The 20,755-nt window shown below is 70.0% G+C and carries 20 protein-coding genes; 14 read left to right on the forward strand and 6 right to left on the reverse strand.

Annotated elements, in window-relative coordinates; genetic code table 11:
- Positions 1-67 precede the first annotated feature (67 nt).
- Together NGH83_RS04855 and NGH83_RS04860 are read left to right on the forward strand one after the other, a co-directional pair.
- On the forward strand, positions 68-1,009 hold the full coding sequence (locus NGH83_RS04855; RefSeq protein WP_251857940.1) for an aldo/keto reductase: 942 nt from the start codon (positions 68-70) through the stop codon (positions 1,007-1,009).
- 112 nt (positions 1,010-1,121) lie between these two features.
- Positions 1,122-2,351 carry an aldo/keto reductase gene (locus NGH83_RS04860; protein WP_251857941.1) on the forward strand — a complete coding sequence of 410 codons (1,230 nt, stop codon included), beginning with the start codon at positions 1,122-1,124 and terminating at the stop codon, positions 2,349-2,351.
- An 18-nt stretch (positions 2,352-2,369) separates the two neighbouring features.
- Here the strand turns inward: NGH83_RS04860 and NGH83_RS04865 are convergent, their stop codons facing one another.
- Complete coding sequence (locus NGH83_RS04865) at positions 2,370-2,993, reverse strand: TetR/AcrR family transcriptional regulator (protein WP_251857942.1); 624 nt, start codon at positions 2,991-2,993, stop codon at positions 2,370-2,372.
- A 255-nt stretch (positions 2,994-3,248) separates the two neighbouring features.
- On the opposite strand from NGH83_RS04865, the gene NGH83_RS04870 reads away from it, so the two are divergent.
- Together NGH83_RS04870 and NGH83_RS04875 are read left to right on the forward strand one after the other, a co-directional pair.
- A complete protein-coding gene (locus tag NGH83_RS04870; protein ID WP_251857943.1) occupies positions 3,249-4,607 on the forward strand; it encodes a pitrilysin family protein in 1,359 nt (452 codons plus the stop codon).
- 1 nt (position 4,608) lies between these two features.
- Complete coding sequence (locus NGH83_RS04875) at positions 4,609-5,211, forward strand: histidine phosphatase family protein (RefSeq protein ID WP_251857944.1); 603 nt, start codon at positions 4,609-4,611, stop codon at positions 5,209-5,211.
- 19 nt (positions 5,212-5,230) lie between these two features.
- On the opposite strand, the gene NGH83_RS04880 is transcribed toward NGH83_RS04875, so the two are convergent.
- Positions 5,231-5,695, reverse strand: coding sequence for a GNAT family N-acetyltransferase (locus tag NGH83_RS04880; RefSeq protein ID WP_251857945.1), 465 nt, complete (start codon positions 5,693-5,695; stop codon positions 5,231-5,233).
- A 59-nt stretch (positions 5,696-5,754) separates the two neighbouring features.
- Here NGH83_RS04880 and dapB point away from each other — a divergent pair, with 59 nt between their 5' ends.
- On the forward strand, positions 5,755-6,597 hold the full coding sequence (gene dapB, locus NGH83_RS04885; RefSeq protein ID WP_251857946.1) for a 4-hydroxy-tetrahydrodipicolinate reductase: 843 nt from the start codon (positions 5,755-5,757) through the stop codon (positions 6,595-6,597).
- A 7-nt stretch (positions 6,598-6,604) separates the two neighbouring features.
- Positions 6,605-7,069, forward strand: coding sequence for a tetratricopeptide repeat protein (locus tag NGH83_RS04890; RefSeq protein ID WP_251857947.1), 465 nt, complete (start codon positions 6,605-6,607; stop codon positions 7,067-7,069).
- Positions 7,070-7,090: 21 nt separating this feature from the next.
- On the opposite strand, the gene NGH83_RS04895 is transcribed toward NGH83_RS04890, so the two are convergent.
- Positions 7,091-8,245: a TIGR01777 family oxidoreductase gene (locus tag NGH83_RS04895; RefSeq protein WP_371872753.1), complete on the reverse strand. Its 1,155-nt coding sequence runs from the start codon at positions 8,243-8,245 to the stop codon at positions 7,091-7,093.
- A 127-nt stretch (positions 8,246-8,372) separates the two neighbouring features.
- On the opposite strand from NGH83_RS04895, the gene thyX reads away from it, so the two are divergent.
- Complete coding sequence (gene thyX / locus NGH83_RS04900) at positions 8,373-9,074, forward strand: FAD-dependent thymidylate synthase (RefSeq protein WP_251858455.1); 702 nt, start codon at positions 8,373-8,375, stop codon at positions 9,072-9,074.
- A 129-nt stretch (positions 9,075-9,203) separates the two neighbouring features.
- Here thyX and NGH83_RS04905 read toward each other — a convergent pair whose 3' ends face one another.
- Positions 9,204-10,088: a DUF559 domain-containing protein gene (locus NGH83_RS04905; RefSeq protein ID WP_251857948.1), complete on the reverse strand. Its 885-nt coding sequence runs from the start codon at positions 10,086-10,088 to the stop codon at positions 9,204-9,206.
- 291 nt (positions 10,089-10,379) lie between these two features.
- Here NGH83_RS04905 and dapA point away from each other — a divergent pair, with 291 nt between their 5' ends.
- The 5 genes from dapA to NGH83_RS04930 all read left to right on the forward strand — a co-directional run bounded on the left by dapA (position 10,380) and on the right by NGH83_RS04930 (position 16,219).
- Positions 10,380-11,357 carry a 4-hydroxy-tetrahydrodipicolinate synthase gene (gene dapA, locus NGH83_RS04910; protein WP_251857949.1) on the forward strand — a complete coding sequence of 326 codons (978 nt, stop codon included), beginning with the start codon at positions 10,380-10,382 and terminating at the stop codon, positions 11,355-11,357.
- A 93-nt stretch (positions 11,358-11,450) separates the two neighbouring features.
- The gene (locus NGH83_RS04915; protein WP_251857950.1) at positions 11,451-13,127 is read left to right on the forward strand and encodes a ribonuclease J; all 1,677 of its coding nucleotides are present in this window, start codon (positions 11,451-11,453) and stop codon (positions 13,125-13,127) included.
- Between the two features lie 127 nt (positions 13,128-13,254).
- On the forward strand, positions 13,255-14,295 hold the full coding sequence (locus tag NGH83_RS04920; protein WP_251857951.1) for an efflux RND transporter periplasmic adaptor subunit: 1,041 nt from the start codon (positions 13,255-13,257) through the stop codon (positions 14,293-14,295).
- Positions 14,292-14,993, forward strand: a complete 702-nt coding sequence (locus NGH83_RS04925; RefSeq protein ID WP_251857952.1) for an ABC transporter ATP-binding protein — start codon at positions 14,292-14,294, stop codon at positions 14,991-14,993. The genes NGH83_RS04920 and NGH83_RS04925 overlap by 4 nt, the downstream gene beginning before the upstream one ends.
- Positions 14,990-16,219, forward strand: coding sequence for an ABC transporter permease (locus tag NGH83_RS04930; protein ID WP_251857953.1), 1,230 nt, complete (start codon positions 14,990-14,992; stop codon positions 16,217-16,219). Before NGH83_RS04925 ends, NGH83_RS04930 begins: the two co-directional genes overlap by 4 nt.
- A gap of 16 nt (positions 16,220-16,235) precedes the next feature.
- On the opposite strand, the gene NGH83_RS04935 is transcribed toward NGH83_RS04930, so the two are convergent.
- Complete coding sequence (locus tag NGH83_RS04935; protein WP_251857954.1) at positions 16,236-16,817, reverse strand: DUF1349 domain-containing protein; 582 nt, start codon at positions 16,815-16,817, stop codon at positions 16,236-16,238.
- Between the two features lie 27 nt (positions 16,818-16,844).
- On the opposite strand from NGH83_RS04935, the gene NGH83_RS04940 reads away from it, so the two are divergent.
- Positions 16,845-17,333 (forward strand): GNAT family N-acetyltransferase, encoded by a 489-nt coding sequence (locus NGH83_RS04940; protein ID WP_251857955.1) that lies wholly within the window; start codon positions 16,845-16,847, stop codon positions 17,331-17,333.
- Between the two features lie 75 nt (positions 17,334-17,408).
- The gene (locus tag NGH83_RS04945; protein WP_251857956.1) at positions 17,409-20,243 is read left to right on the forward strand and encodes a DNA translocase FtsK; all 2,835 of its coding nucleotides are present in this window, start codon (positions 17,409-17,411) and stop codon (positions 20,241-20,243) included.
- Here the strand turns inward: NGH83_RS04945 and NGH83_RS04950 are convergent.
- Positions 20,240-20,632, reverse strand: coding sequence for a glyoxalase superfamily protein (locus tag NGH83_RS04950; protein ID WP_251857957.1), 393 nt, complete (start codon positions 20,630-20,632; stop codon positions 20,240-20,242). The two genes, NGH83_RS04945 and NGH83_RS04950, sit on opposite strands and share 4 nt — an antisense overlap.
- Positions 20,633-20,755: the final 123 nt, after the last annotated feature.

Genomic DNA, 20,755 nt, shown 5'->3' on the forward strand with positions numbered 1-20,755 from the left:
GGCGCACATCCGGCTATCATGACGCTAAGCCGTTGAGAGAACGCTGGCGGGTGATAAAAGGAGAGCTGTGACGACGATCGCCGAAGCGCCCCTGCGTCGCTCCATCGGACCGACGGGACTCTCCGTCTACCCGTACGGCATCGACGGTTCGGTCTTCGGATGGAGCGCCGGGTACGACGCGACCATCGAGGTGCTGAGCGAATTCGCGGCCGCCGGCGGCACGCTCATCAGCACGGCCGATCACTATGCCGGAGGCCGCAGCGAGATCATGATCGGCGCGTGGCTCGAACGTCAGCACCGAGCCGACTTCGTCGTCGCCACCAAGGTCGGTCGTCACCCCGACGCCCCCGGCCTCTCGGCGCGCAGCATCAAGGACGGCGTCGACGCGTCACTCGAACGGCTCCGCACCGACTACATCGACATCCTCTCCTTCGACGGGGAGCACCCCGAAACTCCGCTCGAGGAGAGCCTCACCGCGGTCGCCGAACTGATCGCCCGCGGCTCGGTCGGCCACCTCGCCCTCGCCGCCTATAGCGGCAAGCGTGCGGTCGAAGCGATGCAGACCGCGACCCGTCTCGGCATCCCGGCCCCCGAGGTGCTCGTCGCCGAGTACAGCCTCATGGAGCGGTCGGTCTACGAGGGCGAAGTCGCGCCGGTCGCCGAAGGGTACGAGCTCGGCGTGATCGCCCGCCTGCCGCTCGCGAGCGGATACCTCCGCGGCGACTTCCGCACGCGCGAGGACCTGCCGTCGTCGCCGATGTTCGCCGCGGCCCTCCGCTACGTCGGGCGTCGCGGCAACCGTGCCCTCGCCGCCCTCGAAGAGGTCTCGCATGAGGTCGGTGAGAACATCGGCCGCGTCGCCATCGCCTGGGTGCTCTCGAAGGCGCAGATCTCCGCGGTCGCGATCCGGGCGAAGGACGGCGCCCAACTGCTCGACCTCATCGAGGGCGCCCGGCTGCCGCTGCTCAACCGTCAGCAGATCGCTCACCTCGACCGCGTGACCGCCTGAGTCGTTCCGTTCCGCCCGTCGGATCCGCTGCACATAACGATTCGACCATCGGTCAGGCGCGCCGTGGACTCGGCGGTCTACCATGAACTCCCAGGGGTCTGTGGGGGTGAACATGACTGTCGACTCCGACGTTCCAGCGGCTCCGCCCGAGCGTGAGCCGATCGCGCTCCAAGTGCCCCTGTGGGACTGGCCCGAGCCGGAACGCCCCGCACCTCCGGTCATCCCTCCCGCCGCCATCGCTACCGCGGCCGACACCGACTCAGCGCCCATCGCGCCTGACGCAACGCCCATCGCGCCGGCGGTCGTCGACACGGTTCCGGTCGTCGCCGAGGCGCTCGAGGTGGTCGCGCGAAGCCTGCAGCGACTCGCCGATGTCGAAACCCGCCCGGTGCTCGACGCCGTCTCCCCGCCGTTCCGGCTGCGCTCGTTCGGCGAGACGGGGATGCAGATCTTCCCCCTCGTCCTGAGCGGCGGTACCTTCGGCTGGACCGCCGGCACCGACGCCACCCGCGGCATCCTCGATGCCTACGCCGACGCGGGCGGAAACGCCATCGACACCGCCGACTCCTATGCCGCCGGCCGCAGCGAGGTCCTCATCGGCACCTGGCTGCGGGAGAAACGCAATCGCGACGAGATCATCCTCTCCACCAAGGTGGCCCTCTCCGACGACGAGCCCGGCCTCTCGGCGGGGGCGATCACACGGGCCGTGGACGCGTCGTTGACGCGGCTCGGAACCGGCCACATCGACGTGCTCTACTTCCACGCCGACGATCGGGACGTTCCCCTCGAAGAGAGCCTCACAGCGGCGGAGGCCCTCATCCGCGCGGGCAAGGTGCGCGAGCTCGCCGCGGTCGGGTACACCGCCGAGCGCCTGATGGAGGCTCGGGTCGTCGCGGGACAGCTGACGCTGCCGCGATTCGCCGGCGTCCAAGTGCCCTACAACCTGCTCGCCCGCACCGAGTTCGAGAAGTCGCTCTCGCCGGTCGTCGGCGCGCAGGGGCTCGCAGTGCTGCCCCACACCGTGCTGGGCGGCGGATTCCTCTCCGGCAAGTACCGCGGACGACGCAGCGAGAAGGCGGCGCTGCCGCCGTCCCGTCGGGACGAGATGGCTTGTCATCTGAATCGGCGCGGGCTGCGTGTGCTCGACGCGCTCGACGAGATCGCGAGCGACCGTGGCCTCGCTTCGGCAACCATCGCGTTGGCATGGCTGATGACGAAGCCGCTCGTAACCGCGCCGCTCGTGAGCGTGAGCGCGCCCGAGCAGGTCGACGCCCTGGTCAAAGCGGCGGGGGTGCGCCTCAGTCGAGCCGAGGTCGTCGCGCTCGATCGCGCGTCGGCCTAGCTTCCTCGGAGAGGCGGACTAGGCCTGCGCCCCGTTGTTCTCGGCGGCCGCACGCGCGGCGTCCGAGAGGATGCGGTCGGCCGCGCGGCCGAGCGCCGAGGTGGCGGCGATCGGGTCTCCCGCGTATCCGCCGCCCATGGCGCCGTCGCGCAGCAGGTACAGCTCGTCGGCGGCGGCACCGGGGTGCGGGTGGCCCATCGCCTGCAGGTTCGACTCGAGGAACTCGGTGAACCAGTCGCGGTGCTCGCTGATCGCGCGCCGCACCGGGTGGTTCTCGTCCGAGAACTCGGCGGCGGCGTTGAGGAAGGGGCAGCCGCGGAAGTCGCGGCGGGACAGGTCGGCGACGATCGCGTCGACCAGAGTTCGGAGGGTGCTCTCGGGTGAGGTGCTGGTGAAGGCCGTCTCGGTGAGGGACTCGCGCACCTGGCGGTCGCGCCCGTGGATGTACTCGAGGATGAGGGCGTCCTTCGAGCCGTACTGCTTGTAGAAGGTCGCCTTCGTGACGCCGGCCTCGGCGATGATGCGGTCGATGCCGACCGTGTGGATGCCCTCCGCGTAGAAGAGGCGATCGGCGACCTCGAGGAGGCGGAGCTTCGCGGCAGAGGGACGCCGGGCGGCCGGGATGGGGGGTTCGGCCGCCACAGCGTCTCCTCTCGGTCGCGCGGGACGCGCGGCCTGTCTTCGATTCGGGTAAAACTCTCGAACCGCGGATCACGGCGGTTGGGGGGACACGCCCGGGATCCGGCAAAAGTCAGGGTGGGTGGCCCTGACGGGAGCGAACTCCCTCGAAGAACATAGCAGAGGGGGACAGACAAGTCTGTTTGTCCTCCATTCGTTCCTGTCCCCAGTTCGGGTGCCGCCGATCCCGTAACGGACGGGTGGCGTAGGCTGAAACCGATGAGTGGCGCGGTCGCACTTCCCCTTTCCGAGGCCGAGCTGCAGTTCGAGGCCGCCGGCGGCACGACCGTCCGGCGCACTGTTCTTCCGAGCGGCCTGCGCATCCTCACCGAGAACGTGCCGGGCGCACAGTCGGCCGCGATCGGGTTCTGGGTGCCGATCGGCTCGCGCGACGAGCAGCGATCCGCGCTCGGGTCGACGCATTTCCTCGAGCATCTACTGTTCAAGGGCACGCCGAGCAGGTCAGCGCTCGACATCGCCATCGCCTTCGACGAGGTCGGCGGTGAGCACAACGCCGTCACGGCGAAGGAGTACACCTGCTATTACGCGAAGGTCCGTGACATCCACCTCCCGATGGCCACCGAGGTGCTCGCCGACATGGTCGCGGGATCGGTTCTCGACCCGGCGGAGTTCGAGACCGAGCGCGAGGTCATCCTCGAGGAGCTCGCGATGGCGGCCGACGATCCCGCCGACCTCGTCAACGAGCGAGGCTTCGACGCCGTCTTCGGCGACCACCCGCTCGGGCGTCCGATCGGCGGCGATTCCGGCACGATCGGGGCGGCGACCCGCGACGCCGTCGACGCCTACTACCGGCGCGAGTACCGGCCCGACCGTCTGATCGTCACCGCTGCCGGGGGAGTCGATCACGACGCGCTCGTCACCACCGTGTCTCGCGCTCTCGAGACCGCCGGATGGGATCTCGGCGCAGCAGTCGCGCCGGCAGCGCGGCGTTCGACCGCTCCCGCCGATCTCGGAAGCGGGGCTGCGCCGATCGTCGTCGAGCGCCCCATCGAGCAGGCGCACCTGCTGATCGCGGCGCCCACCTTCGGTGCGACCGACGCGCGTCGTCCGACCCTCGCGGTGCTGTCGGCCGCGCTCGGCGGCGGCATGTCGTCGCGCCTGTTCCAGGAGGTCCGCGAGAAGCGGGGCCTCGCCTACTCTGTCCACTCGTTCGCCGCGACGTTCGCCGATGCCGGGCTGTTCGGCATGTACGCCGCGTCGGCTCCGGCGAAAGCGCCTGCGGTCGCGCGGCTGATGCACGAGCAGCTGCGCGAGCTCGCCGACGCCGGGCTCGACGCCGACGAGTTGCGCCGCACGGTGGGCCAGCTGTCCGGCGGGTCGGCGCTCGCGCTCGAAGACTCCGACACGCGGATGTCGCGGCTGGGTCGTAGCGAGATCACGACGGGCGAGTTCGTCGACCTCGATGAGAGCCTCCGGCGTTACGACGCGGTGTCGCTCGGCGACGTCCAGGATCTCGCCGCCGAGCTGGCGGCCGCGCCGTGGACGCTCACCGCGGTCGGACCGCTGGCGGCCGATCGGTTCGACGGTGTTTTCGAGACTTCGGCGGCGGGAGCCTGACATGGCGCATTACCTCTATCTGGTCCGCCACGGCGAGCAGCTCGACGCCGAGCACGGCATGCCCGACGGCCCCCTGTCGCCGCGTGGTCGCCGGCAGGCGGAGCTGATCGCGCGTCGTCTCAGCGGTGTGCCGTTCAACGCCGCCTGGCACTCGCCGCTGCGTCGCGCCGAGGAGACCGCTCAGGTGTTCCGCGAGGTGATGCCGTCGCTGTCGTTGCAGCCGTCGGCGCTGCTGTTCGACTGCATCCCGTCCGGCCCGTCGCCCGACATGCCGCACGCGTTCCAGTCGTTCTTCCACTCCATCACTCCTGCCGAGATCGAGGCGGGCACGGCGCAGATGGCCGACGCGGTCGACGAGTTCTTCGCCCCTGCCCGCGAAGATCGGCACGACCTCCTGATCACGCACAACTTCGTGATCGGCTGGTTCGTGCGCCACGTCTTCGACGCGCCGCAGTGGCGGTGGCTCGGCCTCAACCAGGCCAACGCGGGTCTCACGATCATCCGCGTCCGCTCCGCGAAGCCGCCGGTGCTCGTGACCCACAACGACCTGGCGCACCTGCCCGCCGAACTGCGCACAGGCCTCCCCGAGGCCCAGCCCTTCTAGGCGACGACGCGGCGGTCGGCTACAGCTCCTTCGCGTACCAGTGGGTCGCGTTCGGGTTGTCGTTGTACGGGGCGACCTCGTTGTAGCCGCTCGAGCGGTAGAGGCCACCCGCGGCGAGGAGGGAGGCGTTCGTGTCGAGCACGACGCGGGTCGCCCCGAACCCTGCAGCGCGCGACTCCAGCTCCGCGAGCAGGCGCTTCCCGAAGCCGCGTCCCCGGGTCTCGGGGCGAAGGTAGAGGTGCTTGATCTCGTATCGGACCGCGCCGTCGTCGGTGTCCGGGATGCGCCGCACGCCGCCGCAGCCGAGCAGCTGCTCGTCGTCACGCAGAACGAGGAAGACTCCCGCTGGGGGAGTGAACACGGCCGGGTCGGGACGCGACCGCAGGTATTTTCCGCCGGTGAACCCGAGCTCGCGGCTCGTGAAGTACTCGTCGAGCAGCAGTGCGGCGTCGGGGGAGTCGACCCCGGTCTCCTCGAACAGCATCCACTGAGCCTACGGTCCGCGAACCGGTGCCTCCGCCCACCCGCAGATAGGCTTGCGGCATGGTCTCTGACGTCGGCGGCGGAGCCGCGGGTTCATACAACGCCGTCTCGAAAGTCGCGGTTGTCGGCGCGAACGGCACCATGGGACGCCTCGTCACCGGCATCGTCGACGCGACCGACGGATTCGAGCTCTTCGCCGCTATCGGCTCCCGCGACGACCTTTCCGACATGGACGGTGCCGACATCGTCGTCGACTTCACGCTGCCGCAGGTCTCGCAGTCGGTCGTCGACCACGCCGTCGAGCAGGGCATACCCGTGATCGTCGGCACCTCGGGGTGGTCGCGCGAGCGGATCGACAGTCTGACGCGCGCGGTCGCCGAGCGCGGGACGGGCGCGATCGTCGTCCCCAACTTCTCGGTCGGATCGGTGCTCGGCTCGCACTTCGCCGCCCTCGCCGCCCGCTACTTCGACTCGATCGAGATCGTCGAGGCGCACCACGCCGGCAAGATCGACTCGCCCTCCGGCACGGCGGTGCGCACCGCCGAAGCGATGAGCGCGGCCCGCATCGACCTCGGGCCCGTCGGTGCCCCTCACGTCGACCAGCGCGCCCGCGGCCAGCAGGTGGCGAGCATCCCGGTCCACTCGCTGCGGCTGCGCGGACTGCTCGCGAAGCAGGAGGTGCTCTTCGGCGGCGTCGGCGAAGTGCTGACCATCACGCACGACACCTACTCGTCCGACGCCTACACCAAGGGCATCACCCTTGCCCTCGGCGCCGTGCGCAGCGTCCGCGGTGTCGTCGTGGGGCTCGGCCCCCTGCTCGGACTCGACGCCGACGCCGCAACGGACGACGACGCGCCGATCGCCGACGCGCCGTCCGGTCAGACCGCCTCGACTTCGCCGTGAGTCGGCGATGACTCGGTCGGGTCGCGCGACGTTCGCCGCCGCGCTCGGGATGGCGCTGCTGCTCGGCGTCTACATCGCGTTGCTCGGCTGGCGGGCCGTCATGTTCATCGCCGCCGGCGAACCGGTCGCCGTCGCGATCGGCATCGCGCTGCTCGTGCTGCCGCTGATCGGCGGCTGGGCGCTGGTGCGCGAGCTCATCTTCGGCTTCCGAGCGCAGCAGCTCGCCGACCGTCTCGACGGTGAGGGGGCGCTCCCCGTCGACGACTTGCCCCGACGTGCCAGCGGTCGTCCGATCCGGGAGGCCGCCGACGAGGAGTTCCCCGTGTACCGGGAGGCCGTGGAGCGTGAGCCCGAGTCGTGGCGCGCGTGGTTCCGGCTCGGACTCGCCTACGACGCGAGCGGCGACCGGCGTCGAGCGCGGCAGGCGATCCGCGAGGCGATCGGGCTCGAAGGCCGCGAACGCCGCGCCTGAGCTTGAACGCGCGTACCGCGCTCAGCTGACCGCGTCGATCGCCTGATCGCTGGTCTCGTGACGGAACACGAAACCGTCGGCGAGGAGCCGTGCGGGCACGACCTTCTGGCTGGCGAGCAGCAGCTCACGGCCGGCGTCCTGCAGCGCCAGCTCGATGACGCGTTCGGGAACACGGAACGCATACGGGCGGTGGAGATCCTCGGCAAGGCGCGATCCGATGCGGGATGCCGTCGCGGGGGTGGGCCCTGCCAGGTTCACGGCGCCCTCGAGCTCCGAGGTCAGCAGATGCACGATCGCGGCTGCCTCATCATGCAGTGAGATCCACGGCCAGTTCTGGCCACCGGTGCCGAGCGGACCCGAGACGCCGAGCCGGGTCAGCAGGCGCAGCGGGTCGAGTGCGCCGCCACGCGGAGCGAGCACGAGACCGGTGCGCAGCAGCACGGTGCGGGTGCGGTCGGGGGCGAGGAGAGCCGCGCTCTCCCAGGCGGAGACGACATCGGCGAGGAACCCCTCACCGCGCGGCGCCTCGTCGGTGAGCCGGACGCCGGGGCGGTCGCCGTAGATACCGACGGCCGAGCCGCTGAGGAACACCGGCGGCGGGCTCGCGACCATCCCCATCGCCTCGACGAGCGCCTGAGTCGCCTTGATGCGCGAGCGCAGGATCTGCTCGCGGTACCCCTTCGTCCACGGCAGCTTGTTCAGTGAGGCGCCCGACAGATTCACGACGGCGTCGACCTCTTCGAGCAGGCGGAAATCGAGGATCTTCGCATCCGGCGCCCACGTGAACTCGGTGGGGGTGCGGGGTTCGCGGCGGACGAGGGTGCGCACCTCGTGCCCTGCGGCGGTCAGCTGCTTCTGCAATTCGGTGCCGATGAGGCCGCTCGCGCCGGCGATGAGCACGCGCATCGAGTCGCCGGGTGCAGGCCGGGGCCGCGGCGCCGGTCGCGGAGCGGGAGTCTTCGCGGCGGATGGGCGCTTGGTGGTGCCGGTCGGCGCAGTCGCCTCCCGTGCGGCGGGCCGAGTGGAGCGCGGAGCTGCGGCCGGCGGAGCGGCCGGTGTCGTCGGCGTGTCGGGAAGCGCGGGATCCGCAGGGGCCGTCGGGGCGGGCGCCGCGGGAGCCGGCTTCGGGGCCACCGGTCTGGCGGGGGGAACGGGAACGCGCTTAGGGGCCGCCATGTCGTAGAGCCTAAGCGTGCGCGGCGAAGGTCGCCCGCGTCGCTTCGGCACGTCCCCGGACCGGGCGCGGCCTGCGGGCTAGGCTTCAGCCGTGCCTTCCGAACACGAGATCCAGTTCCGCAGTGACATGACCGTCGAACTCGTCCGATCGAGTGCGCACGACTCGGATGTGCTGTTCGCGGCACGCGTGTCGACGCAGGGTGAGAAGACCCTCGAAGCGGCCCAGGAGGGTGTCGAGGCCGATGAGAAGCGCGACCGCGGGCTCATCAACTATCTGATGCGCGACCGGCACGGATCCCCGTTCGAGCACAATTCGATGACCTTTTACGTGCAGGCGCCGATCTTCGTGTTCCGCGAGTTCATGCGGCACCGCATCGCGTCGTACAACGAGGAGTCGGGACGCTACCGCGAGCTGCGTCCCGTCTTCTACGTGCCTTCCGCCGAGCGCCGCCTCGTGCAGGTCGGCAAGCCGGGCGCATACGACTTCGAGCCCGGCACCCCCGAGATGACCGCGCTGGTCGACGACCAGGCGCGCGCGGTCGCGACCCACGCCTACGAGTCGTATCAGGCGATGCTCGACGCCGGCGTCGCCCGCGAGGTCGCGCGCATCGTCCTGCCGCTGAGCCTGTACTCGTCGATGTACGTGACGGTGAACGCGCGGTCGCTGATGAACTTCGTGAGTCTGCGCACCAAGCGCGAGGGCAGCCACTTCCCGTCGTTCCCGCAGCGCGAGATCGAGATGGTCGCCGAGAAGATGGAGAACCTGTGGGCGGGCCTCATGCCCCTGACCTACGACGCCTTCAACAAGAACGGCCGCGTCGCCCCCTGACCGACCTCGGTCGCCGCCTCCCGCCGCCGCTGTCCCGCTAGGTCTCTGACCAAATGCAGGAGATTTTGGCGCCGACGGCCGCATCGGACCCCAGAATCGGCTGATTCGTTCGAAATCTCCTGCATTTGGTCAGCGGGGTGGCCGGTGCGGCGGATGCAGGTGATCACCGCGGGCTACTGCGGCGAGCACCGCGCTCTGGACCAGCTCCCAGTCGTCGGTCACCTGCTTCGCCAAGAAGCGGAGAACTCGGTAGCCCTGGATGCTCGACACCGCGTCGCGACGTCGGTCGCGCGCGTCGTCGCGGTGGTAGGCCTGGCCGTCCAGTTCGACCACGAGGGAGTCCCCGATCACAGCGTCGACGTACCCGACGCCGTTGATGAAGACCTGCTGTCTCACGGCCAGTCCGAGTCGCCGCATGCGTGTGACGAACAGCGATTCGATCCCGCTACCCGACAGCGAGCCGGCACGGGGAAGCGCCTTCCTCACCCGACCGGGTGAGCTCGCCACCGTGCGCTCCCACTCCTCCTCGCTGATGAATCCGTGATGGAGCGCCGACTCCGCGGCCACGAGAGCGAACTCGGACGGATGACATCGAGCGATCTGAGCGAGGCACTCGAGTGGCGGTGCGACCACTCGAGATCGTGAGGTGTCGACTCCGGTCCAGTGCAGGTCGACGGTGGAGTCGCGCGGGTCGAGCCGTGTCCGGTAGCTGGTGCGCGTGCGAAGGCGAGCCGTGTGCGGGTCGAGGCCGACGTGCAACGATCTCGCGTGTCGCGGCAGCCACAGTCCCCAGAACTCCGCGCCGCTGCTGCAGGTCAGCTGCCCACCGACGCGAGCCGCCTGCTGAGCCGACGGTTCGAGCCACGGGTTGCCGTACCACCCCTGCCTGATCCGCGTGATCGCGCCGGCCCTGACCGCGTCGGCGATATCGGCCCGCCCCATTCCGAAGCGATGCAGCTCATAGGTCGCCGCGAGGGCACCACGGTCCTCGATGAATCTGTTCACGTCTTCCACGCGCTCACTGTCGCGGCGGGGACTGATCGGGAGGGCTGCCCTCGTGGAAGTTGTGCAGCCCTCGCCCTGACCGGACGGTGGGGAGGACCCGATCTCTGACCAAATGCAGGAGATTTTGGCCATTTCGCCTCGAAACAGCGCGAAATCGGACCTCGGACGCAAAATCTCCTGCATTTGGTCAGACACCGGTGTGGGGGAGCGGGTTGAGGGCAGCAGCGGTTGTGCGGGAAAGCGCGAGTGAGGAGAAGGGGGGAGGCGGGAGGGGTGGGGCGGAACCGATAGCCTTGGGGCGTGTCTGCGCCCGAGAATCCGTTCGGCCAGGTGCTGGTCGCCCTGGTCACGCCCTTCACCGCCGACGGCGAAGTCGACTGGCCGGGAGTCGAGAAGCATATCGACGACGTCATCAGCAACGGTGCCGACGGCATCGTGGTCACCGGGACCACGGGTGAGACCAGCACGCTGACCGACCCCGAGAAGGTCCGCCTCGTCGAGGTCGGCAAGGACGTCGCGGCCGGCCGCGCGAAGATCATCACCGGAGGCGGCTCCAACGAGACCGCGCACGCCATCGAGCTCTACAAGAAGAGCGAGAAGGTCGGCGCCGACGGCATCATGATCGTCACGCCGTACTACAACAAGCCCACGCAGGCGGGCATCCTCACCCACTTCCGGATGGTCGCCGACTCGACCGACCTTCCGGTGATCCTTTACGACATCCCGGGCCGCACGGGAGTGCCGATCAAGTACGAGACGATCCTGCGTATCGCGAAGCACCCCAACGTGCTCGCGGTGAAGGACGCGAAGGGCGACTTCAGCGAGGTCAGCCGCGTGCTCAACCAGACCGATCTGCTCTACTTCTCGGGCGACGACGCCAACGTGCTGCCGCACCTCGCGATCGGCGCGAGCGGACTCATCGGCGTCACCGCCAATATCGCGCCGGCCCCGTACCGCACCATGATCGACGCGGTGAACGCGGGCGACCTCACCACCGCGACGGCCATGCACCAGGCGCTGGAGCCGCTGGTGCGCGCCACGATGACGCACGTTCCCGGCACGGTCGCCGCGAAGTACATCCTGCACGGCCTCGGCCGCATCGGATCTCCGCGCGTCCGCCTTCCGCTCGTCGGTCCCGAAGAGTGGGAGGCCGCCCTGATCGAGGACGAGATCGACCTGGTCGGCAAAATCCCGGGAGTCGACTTCAAGAAGTTCCGGCCCGACCGCAACGCGGCCGCCGGCGGTGCCCTGCCGAAGGTGGCCGGCACCACACGCTGAGCCGACGGCTCGGCAGCGACGACAACTTCACATCCCGCCACGAGGCGGCAACAGGACGCACCCGAAGGGGCGCGTCCGGATAAGGAGCGCCCTTTGGACGACACTCTTCTCGACCCGCCCGCCCTCGAAGACGGCACCCTGCGGATCATCCCGCTCGGCGGCCTCGGCGAGGTGGGCCGCAACATGACGGTCTTCGAGATCAACGGCAAGCTGCTGATCGTCGACGCGGGGGTGCTGTTCCCCGAGGCGGATCAGCCGGGCGTCGACCTGATCCTCCCCGACTTCGCGCCGGTGCGAAAGCGTCTCGGCGACGTGGTCGGCATCGTGCTCACCCACGGCCACGAGGACCACATCGGGGCGGTCCCGTACCTGCTGAAGATCCGCGAGGACATCCCGCTCATCGGCAGCTCGCTCACCCTCGCGCTCGTCGAGGCGAAGCTCAAAGAGCACCGCATCAAGCCGTACAGCCTCACCGTCGCCGAAGGCCAGACCGAGCAGCTGGGGCCGTTCGAGCTCGAGTTCGTCGCGGTCAACCACTCCATCCCGGATGCTCTCGCGGTCGCCATCAAGACCGAGGCCGGCGTCGTGTTGCACACCGGCGACTTCAAGATGGACCAGCTGCCCCTCGACGACCGGCTCACCGACCTCCGTGCCTTCGCGCGTCTCGGGGAGGCGGGCGTCGACCTGTTCCTCGTCGACTCGACGAACGCCGACGTGCCCGGCTTCACTCCGCTGGAGCGGGCGATCGGCCCCGTGCTCGAGCAGGTCATCGGCCAGGCGCCCCGCCGGGTCATCGTCGCGAGCTTCTCGAGTCACGTCCACCGGGTGCAGCAGGTTCTGGATGCCGCCGCCGCGCACGGCCGTCGTGTCGCACTCGTCGGCCGAAGCATGGTGCGCAACATGGGCATCGCCGCCGACCTCGGCTATCTGAAGGTGCCCGAGGGCGTGCTGATCGACTCAAAGCGGGCCGCCGACCTGCCCGACGACAAGATCGTCTACATGTCGACCGGCTCGCAGGGCGAGCCGATGGCGGTCCTCGCTCGCATGGCGAACCTCGAGCACCAGATCGAGATCGGCGAGGGCGACACGGTGATCCTCGCCTCAAGCCTCATCCCCGGCAACGAGAACGCGGTGTACCGCGTGATCAACGGCCTCACGAAGCTGGGCGCGAATGTCGTGCACAAGGCCAACGCGAAGGTGCACGTGTCGGGCCACGCGGCCGCCGGCGAGCTGCTCTACGTCTACAACATCCTGAAGCCCGCGAACGTGATGCCGGTGCACGGCGAGTACCGGCACCTCGTCGCCAACGCGAAGCTCGCGCGCGACACCGGCATCCCCGAGGAGAACACGATCGTCGGCGGCAACGGCACCGTCGTCGACCTCAAGGACCACGTCGCCCGCGTCGTCGGCCAGATCGACATCGGCATGGTCTACGTCGACGGCTCGAGCGTCGGCGAGATCGGCGAAGCCGACCTCAAGGATCGCCGCATCCTCGCCGAGGAGGGCTTCATCTCGATCTTCACCGTCGTCGACACGCAGACCGGTCACATCATCGCGGGGCCCGAGGTGCACGCGCGCGGCTTCGCGCCCGACGAGAAGATCTTCGCCGAGGTGGTGCCGAAGATCCGTCAGGCCCTCATCGACGCCGCCGAGAACGGCACCCGCGACACGCACGCGCTCTCGCAGGTCGTGCGGCGCACCGTCGGCCGGTGGGTGAACACGAAGCACCGCCGTCGTCCGATGATCGTGCCGATCGTCATCGAGGGCTGACCCTCCGGTCGCCCCTCGTTCATCCCCGCGGACCGGCGAGTCCGTCCCGAGGATGATTCGCGTTCGCGCCGCCTCCCGATAGCGTCGAGGGCGGTGCGGCCGCGGGGGCGCCCGTGAGGAGGCATCGGTGGGCGTGTGGCGCAAGTGGATCTTCCCGATCCTCCGGATCGCGCTGATCGCCGCGATCGCGGTGGCGCTCGTGAAGCTGGCGTTCTTCGCCGAACCCGCCGACGCCGACGGACCCGCTGTGCCGACCGGGTCAATCACCGACCCGGTCACCGTCGTCGAGCGCGGCACCATCGTGAACGACGTCGCGGTGCAGGGCACGGTGTCGGCCGACCCTGCCGTCGCCGTGAAGGCGGTCGCCGTGGGGACGGTCGACGAGCTGTTCGTGCAGCAGGGTGCCGCGGTCGCTCAGGGTGACCCGCTCTACGACATCAAGATCGAGACGCCCCGCGACCCGGTCGAGACGACCGGTCCCGACGGGCTCATCCAGATCACCCAGCCGAAGCCGCTCATCACCTTCCAGCAGGTGCTGGCACCCATTAGCGGGGTTCTCACCTCGCTGACGGTGCTCCACGGGCAGGCCGTCACCGTCGGAGACGCGACCGGACAGGTGGCACCGCCCACCTTTTCGGTGTCGGGCGCGCTCGAGCCGGCACAGCAGTACCGGCTCCTCGACCGGCCGACCGAGGCGACGGTGACGATCGCGGGCGGCCCCGCCCCGTTCGTCTGCACCGGCCTCACCATCACCAACGGCACCACCTCGCAACCCGATGACCAGGGCGACCCGGGCGTCGGTACGGGCACGGGCAGCGGCACCACCGTGCGCTGCGCGGTACCCGGCGATGTGACGGTGTTCCCTGGCCTCACCGCCTCGCTCACCATCCCCGCCGGCACCGCCGAGAACGTCCTCGTCGTACCGACGACCGCCGTCGAGGGCGGATCGGGCACCGGCGTCGTCTACGTGACCGGTGCCGACGGAATGCAGGAGCAGCGCCCCGTCACACTCGGACTCTCCGACGGCACCCTCGTCGAGGTCGTCGAGGGGCTGACCGAGGGGGAGGAGATCCTCATGTTCACTCCGAACGCGGCGGCGCCGAGCGGCGAGGACTGCTTCGACGACGGCAGCGGCAGCATGATCTGCGGCGCCGGGATCATGCGGTGAGCATCCTCCGCGCCGAGGGCGTCACACGGTCGGTGCTGCTCCCCTCCGAGGAGACCCTCACCATCCTCACCGGCGTCGACCTCGTCGTCGACCCGGGCGACCGCATCTCGGTCGTCGGACGATCGGGATCGGGCAAGTCGACGCTGCTGAACCTGCTCGGCCTGATCGACGCCCCGACCACGGGCGAGATCCTCTTCGACGAGCAGCCCGTGCGCGCGCTGTCGAGCGCCCGTCGCGACCGCCTGCGCGGCGCGAGCATCGGCTTCGTCTTCCAGCAGTTCAACCTGCTCCCGGGGCGGACGGCGCTCGAGAATGTGATGACGCCGCTGCTCTACGAACCCGGCGCAGGGTTCTGGCGACGTCGCGCGATCGCGACGAGGATGCTCGAGAACGTCGGACTCGGACACCGTCTCGATTCGACACCCGACAAGCTGTCGGGCGGTGAGCAGCAGCGCGTCGCGATCGCCCGTGCACTGGTGCGACGGCCCCGGTTGATCCTCGCGGACGAACCGACCGGCGCCCTCGATCTCGGCACCGGTCAGTCGGTCATGGAGCTCCTCGAGCGAGTCGCCGACGACACGGATGCGGCGCTCGTCACCATCACGCACGACGTCGCCGTCGCGGCACGGTCGACTCGTCACTACCGTCTCGACGCCGGTCACCTGCGATCCGTCGATGAGATGGTGGTCGCGCCGTGAGCTGGCTGTCGCGCACGGCGACGGCGGTCGCCGCCGCCGGGGTCGAGGCGTGGTCCGAGGTCCGCGTGCACAGGGGCCGCGTGCTGCTGTCGCTGATCGGTGTCGGCGTGGCCGTCAGTGCGCTCACCGTCGTCGTCGCCGCGGGCGGCATCGCCGAGCAGACCCTGCGGGAGCAGAGCGAGCGCTCATCCGGTCGGGCGGCGACGCTCGGGGTCAGCGCCTACACGCTCGACGGCAGCCCGATCGCGGCGGATGCGCTAGACGAGGCCTTCTTCGGCGCCGCCGAACGCTACGACATCGCCTATGCGAGCGAGCACGGCTACGGTCAGCAGGAGGTCCGCTTCCCGGACGGGCGCGAGCAGGTGCAGATGCAGACCGTGTCCGTGCCGTACGGCGAGATGCACCGTATCGAGCTGCTCACGGGATCCTGGTTCACCGAGGCCGACGCCGCGCGGCTCGCCCCGGCCCTCGTCGTCAATGAGCGCTTCTGGGAGCGGATCGGCTCGCCCGACCTGCGCACCCATCCGACGATCCTGCTGAGCGGCCAACCGGATGCGACCGCGGTCATCGTCGGCGTCACCCCGTCGCCGACCTACGACGAGTTCCCGTCGATGTTCATGCTCGGTGCCCAGGCGCGGGCGGTGCAGGGCGATGCGCTCGCCGAGCAGTACGGGCCGCCGCAGTACGAGCTGTGGGTGCCGCCGGACCTCTCCGACGCGCTCACCGCGCGTCTTCCCGCCGACCTCGCGCCGAGCCTCGGCGACGGCGTCCAGATCGACGTCTACCGCAGCGACTTCGCGGAGCAGAGCGCCGAGTCGCTGCGGCAGGTGCAGCTCATCGTCGGCGGCATCGCCCTCCTCGTGCTCGCCCTCGGCGCGCTCGGTCTCGTCAACATCGCCCTCGTGACGGTGCGGTCGCGGATCCGCGAGATCGGTATCCGGCGCACCTTCGGCGCGACCGCCGCGCGCGTGTTCTTCGCGGTGATGATGGAGAGCATCGTGGCCACCGTCGTCGCGGGTGTGGTCGGAGTGATGCTCGCGGTGCTGGTGGTGAAGAACCCGATCACCGAGGATTTCATCGGTCAGGGCGTCGCGGACCTTCCGCCGTTCCCGGTCGAGGCGGCGCTCACGGGGCTCATCGCCGCGACCGTCGTCGGCGCCCTCGCCGGTCTGATCCCCGCCCTCGTGGCGGTACGGGTGAAGGTGATCGACGCGATCCGCTACTGATCGCGTGCCCGACGCATCAGTGCAGGGACGCGTCGGCGGTGGTGACCCGCCAGTCGGTGAAGCGGACCTCGAGTCCGGGGCGGGTCGGCGCGCAGAGGAAGGGGCCCGCCTCGGTCGGCTCGTCGACCCAGGGCGCCACCCGGACGAGCCGGAATGCGTCGTCGTCGACTCGAGCGCGCACGGTCACGGCGTCGTCCGCCCAGCTCGCGCGCACTGTGACGCGTCGTCCCGCCCACTCCGGGACGGGGGCCACCGACCAGTCCGAGCGCCCGTGCGTGACGACGGCGCCCAGCTGCGGCACGCCGTCCGCGAATTCGACGCCCGCCTTGAGCCACGCCCCACCGGCCGCCCGCAGGAACACCCCCGCCTGATCGAACTGTTCCGCGAACGCGGCGATGAAGGTCACCTCGACGGCGCTGTCCTGGACGATCGGGGCGAGGAGGGCGTGCTCGCTGTCGTGTAGGAACCCGTACGAGGTCGTCCGCCACGCGTCGCTGCCCTCGGCCGCGGTCGCGACGAGCGCGTCGCCCTCGGAATGCTGCGCGACGGGCGGATGCGACCACCGGCCGTCCTGCCAAGGGATCCGACGTGTGCTCATCCGCCCAACGATGGCAGACTTCCACGGGTGAGCGGATATCGGATTCGCGACGCCGGCTCGGGCGACGCCCTCGCGCTGACGGAGGCCCTCGTCGAGGCGGCGAATTGGGACTCCGACCGGCAGCGGCCGCGCGTCGCCGTGCTCGCCGATCCGGTGCGTCGCCGCTACATCGCCTCGTGGCCCCGACCGGGCGACGCGGGAGTCCTCGCGGTCGACGGCGAAGGCGACCCGATCGGCGCGTGCTGGTACCGGCTGTTCCCCGCCGATCGCCCCGGTCTGGCGGCCGTGCCCGGAGTGCCCGAGATCACGCTGGGGGTGCGTCCCGTCTGGCGTGCGCAGGGAGTGGGCCGGACGATGCTCCGGGCCGTGCTCGAGAAGTCGATCGCCGCCGGTCACCCTCGCGTCGCGTTGAGCGTCGAACGCGGCAACTTCGCGCAGCGCCTCTACATCAGCGAGGGCTTCGTGACGGTCAGCTCGAACGACACGGCCGACATCATGGTCCGCGCCGCCCGCTGAACCCCGGCTGACCGCTCGCGCCGGCGCGAGCGTGTCAGCCGGGCCGCCGGGGAGGGCCGCCGTATGGTGGAGCGCATGGCTGGGAGCAGCAAGTCGACTAGTCGTGCCCGCACGACCGCGCGCAGTGGCGCCGCCACGCGGTCGCGCGCCACGGGCAACAGCACCTCCGCGCGCACCCGCAAGATGCCCGTCGTCCAGGAGCCCGAAGGCCCGCTGACGAAGATGTGGCTCGGTATGGCCCACGTTGCGGGCGGCGCCGCCCGCGTGTTCGGCCCCGAGGGTCTGCAGAAGGAGCAGCGTCGCGACGGGTTCCCCTTCCTGCTGCTCGTCCTCGCCGTCGCCGGAGCCGTCGTCGAATGGTTCCTCGTCAACGAGCCGATCGCCCGCACCCTCGACGCGTGGACCTTCGGCGGCCTCTTCGGGCGGCTCGCCTTCGCGCTGCCCGTCATCTTCTTCGTCTTCGCGATCTGGCTGTTCCGCCACCCGAGCTCCGTCAACGACAACGGGCGGATCGGCGTCGGTCTCGCCTTGCTGCTCGTCTCCATCTCCGGGCTCTGCTACGTCTACGGCGGCCAGGTGGCACCGTGGGACGGCATCGACCGCGTCGCGCTGAGCGGCGGGGTGTTCGGCTGGCTGATCGGCGGGCCGCTGGTCGCGATCATCACGCCCGCGGGCGCCACGCTCGTGATCGTGCTGCTCGGCGTCCTTTCGCTCTTCATCGTCACCAAGACCCCGCCCAACAAGCTGCCCGAACGGCTGAGCGCCCTCTACGGCTACCTCTTCGGTGCCGAGAAGCCCGAGGACGCCGCGCCGGCTCCCGCGACCGGCGGGTCGAGATCCAAGTCGAAGGCGAAGGACAAGGCCGACGGCGAAGAGTCGACCGGACTGCACATCTTCGACGTCGACGGCCCCGAAGACGAGGCGAGCCTGCCCTGGTGGCGGCGCAACAAGACCGGCCGCGAGGCCGAACCGGCCTACGACACGCCTATCGTGCCGAACTCCTTCACCGAGGTCATCGACGGCCCCGCCGCCCCCGAGTCGGGAGCGCCCGGAGCGGTGCAGGCTCCCAACGAGAGCGTCGACTTCGGCATCGAGCTCCTCGAAGACATGCTGAAAGCCGAAGAGGCGGGTGCGAAGGCGACCGGGGAGGTCGCGATGGGCTCGACCGGCATCCGCGACGACTCCGCCGGCGCCACCGAGATCATCCGGCCCGTCGAGCCCGAGCCGCAGCTGCCGATCGATGACGGGGGAGACGCGGTCATGGCCGCACCCCTGCCGAGCGGGCCCTACCGCCTCCCGCCCGCCACGTCGCTGTCACCGGGCGACGTCGCGAAGACGCGGTCGGCGGCGAACGACGAAGCGGTCGCCTCCATCACCAGCGTCCTCACCCAGTTCGGCGTCGACGCGAAGGTCACCGGCTTCTCCCGCGGGCCTACGGTCACCCGCTACGAGGTCGAGGTCGGCCCCGGCGTCAAAGTCGAACGCGTCACCGCGCTCAGCAAGAACATCTCCTATGCGGTCGCGAGCAACGAGGTCCGCATCCTCTCGCCGATCCCCGGCAAGAGCGCCATCGGCGTCGAGATCCCCAACACCGACCGCGAGATCGTGTCGCTCGGCGACGTGCTGCGCTCGAAAGCCGCAGTGAGCAGCAACCACCCGATGACCATCGGCGTCGGCAAGGACGTCGAAGGCGGATTCGTCGTCGCGAACCTCGCGAAGATGCCCCACCTCCTCGTCGCCGGATCGACCGGCTCCGGTAAGTCGAGCTTCGTGAACTCGATGATCACCTCCCTCCTCATGCGGGCCCGACCCGACGAGGTGCGCATGGTGCTCATCGACCCGAAGCGCGTCGAACTCGCGCCGTACACGGGTGTCCCGCACCTGATCACGCCCATCATCACGAACCCCAAGAAGGCGGCCGAAGCGCTGCAGTGGGTCGTGAAGGAGATGGACATGCGCTACGACGACCTCGCGTCGTTCGGCTTCCGTCACATCGACGACTTCAACAAGGCCGTCATCGCGAACGAGATCATCCTGCCTCCCGGCAGCGAGCGGAAGCTGAAGCCCTACCCGTACCTCCTCGTCGTCGTCGACGAGCTCGCCGACCTCATGATGGTCGCCCCGCGCGACGTCGAAGACTCGATCGTGCGCATCACCCAGCTGGCCCGTGCCTCGGGCATCCACCTGGTGCTCGCGACGCAGCGCCCGTCCGTCGACGTCGTCACCGGCCTCATCAAGGCCAACGTGCCCTCACGACTCGCGTTCGCGGTGACGAGCGTCACCGACTCGCGCGTCATCCTCGACCAGCCCGGCGCCGACAAGCTCATCGGACAGGGTGACGGACTCTTCCTGCCGATGGGGGCGTCGAAGCCCGTCCGCGTGCAGGGCGCGTGGGTCAAAGAGGACGAGATCAATCGGGTCGTCGAACACGTCACGAAGCAGGCGCGTCCCGAGTACCGTCAGGACGTCGCCGAGGTCGCCGAGAAGAAGCAGATCGACGCCGACATCGGCGACGACCTCGACCTGCTGCTGCAGGCGGCGGAGCTCGTCATCACCTCGCAATTCGGGTCGACGTCGATGCTGCAGCGCAAGCTCCGTGTCGGCTTCGCGAAGGCCGGGCGACTCATGGACCTCCTCGAGTCGCGCGAGATCGTCGGCCCGTCCGAAGGGTCGAAGGCCCGCGACCTGCTCGTCACCGCCGAGCAGCTGCCGCAGGTCCTCGCCAAGCTGAAGGGCGAGGAACCTCCCGCATCCGGTGGTGGAGCCCCCGCCGCGTCGGCACCCGCCGGAGCGTCGCCCGCTCCCGCGCAGCCCGCGCTTCCCGACCCGGTCGACGCGCAGTTCGAGGGCCTCGAGGTCGTCGACGGCGACGCCGACGAGGACGCCTGGGGTCTCACCGGCCGCGACTAGCCGACGTTCCCGACGCCCGACGACTGACAGAGTCTGAGGACGTTGCCGAACGGATCCGAGACGTCGACGGTGGGCCCGCCCGGGGCGTCCTCATCGACGCCGGAGTGGCGGATGCCCGAGGCGTTCAGCTCTGCCACTACGGCGTGGACGTCGGGGACGGTGAGCCAGACCGCCCCACCGAAGGGTCCGTCTCCTGCATGCATGGAGAGATCGAGGACGCAGCCGTCTCGGTGCACCCGCAGGTAGAGGGGGAGTCCGGGGGCGAAACGATGCTCGAACACCACCGCGAAACGGAGCCCCTCGACGTAGAAGCGCCGCGCGACGGTCTCGTCCCCGATCCGGAGTACGGGGATCGCCGAACTCCACGCTCCGCGGTGCGATGGCGCCATGGTGCGATGCTCCCCCTCGGAGCGGTCCGTGTCGACCCCGAGTCGCGTGCCGGGTGACCGGGGACCTCGAACGGTAAACTCGCCGAAGACGGCACGCGCGAGGACGCGCACACCGGGCCGACC

The sequence above is a fragment of the Herbiconiux sp. L3-i23 genome (genome assembly GCF_023734115.1).
Lineage (GTDB): Bacteria > Actinomycetota > Actinomycetes > Actinomycetales > Microbacteriaceae > Naasia.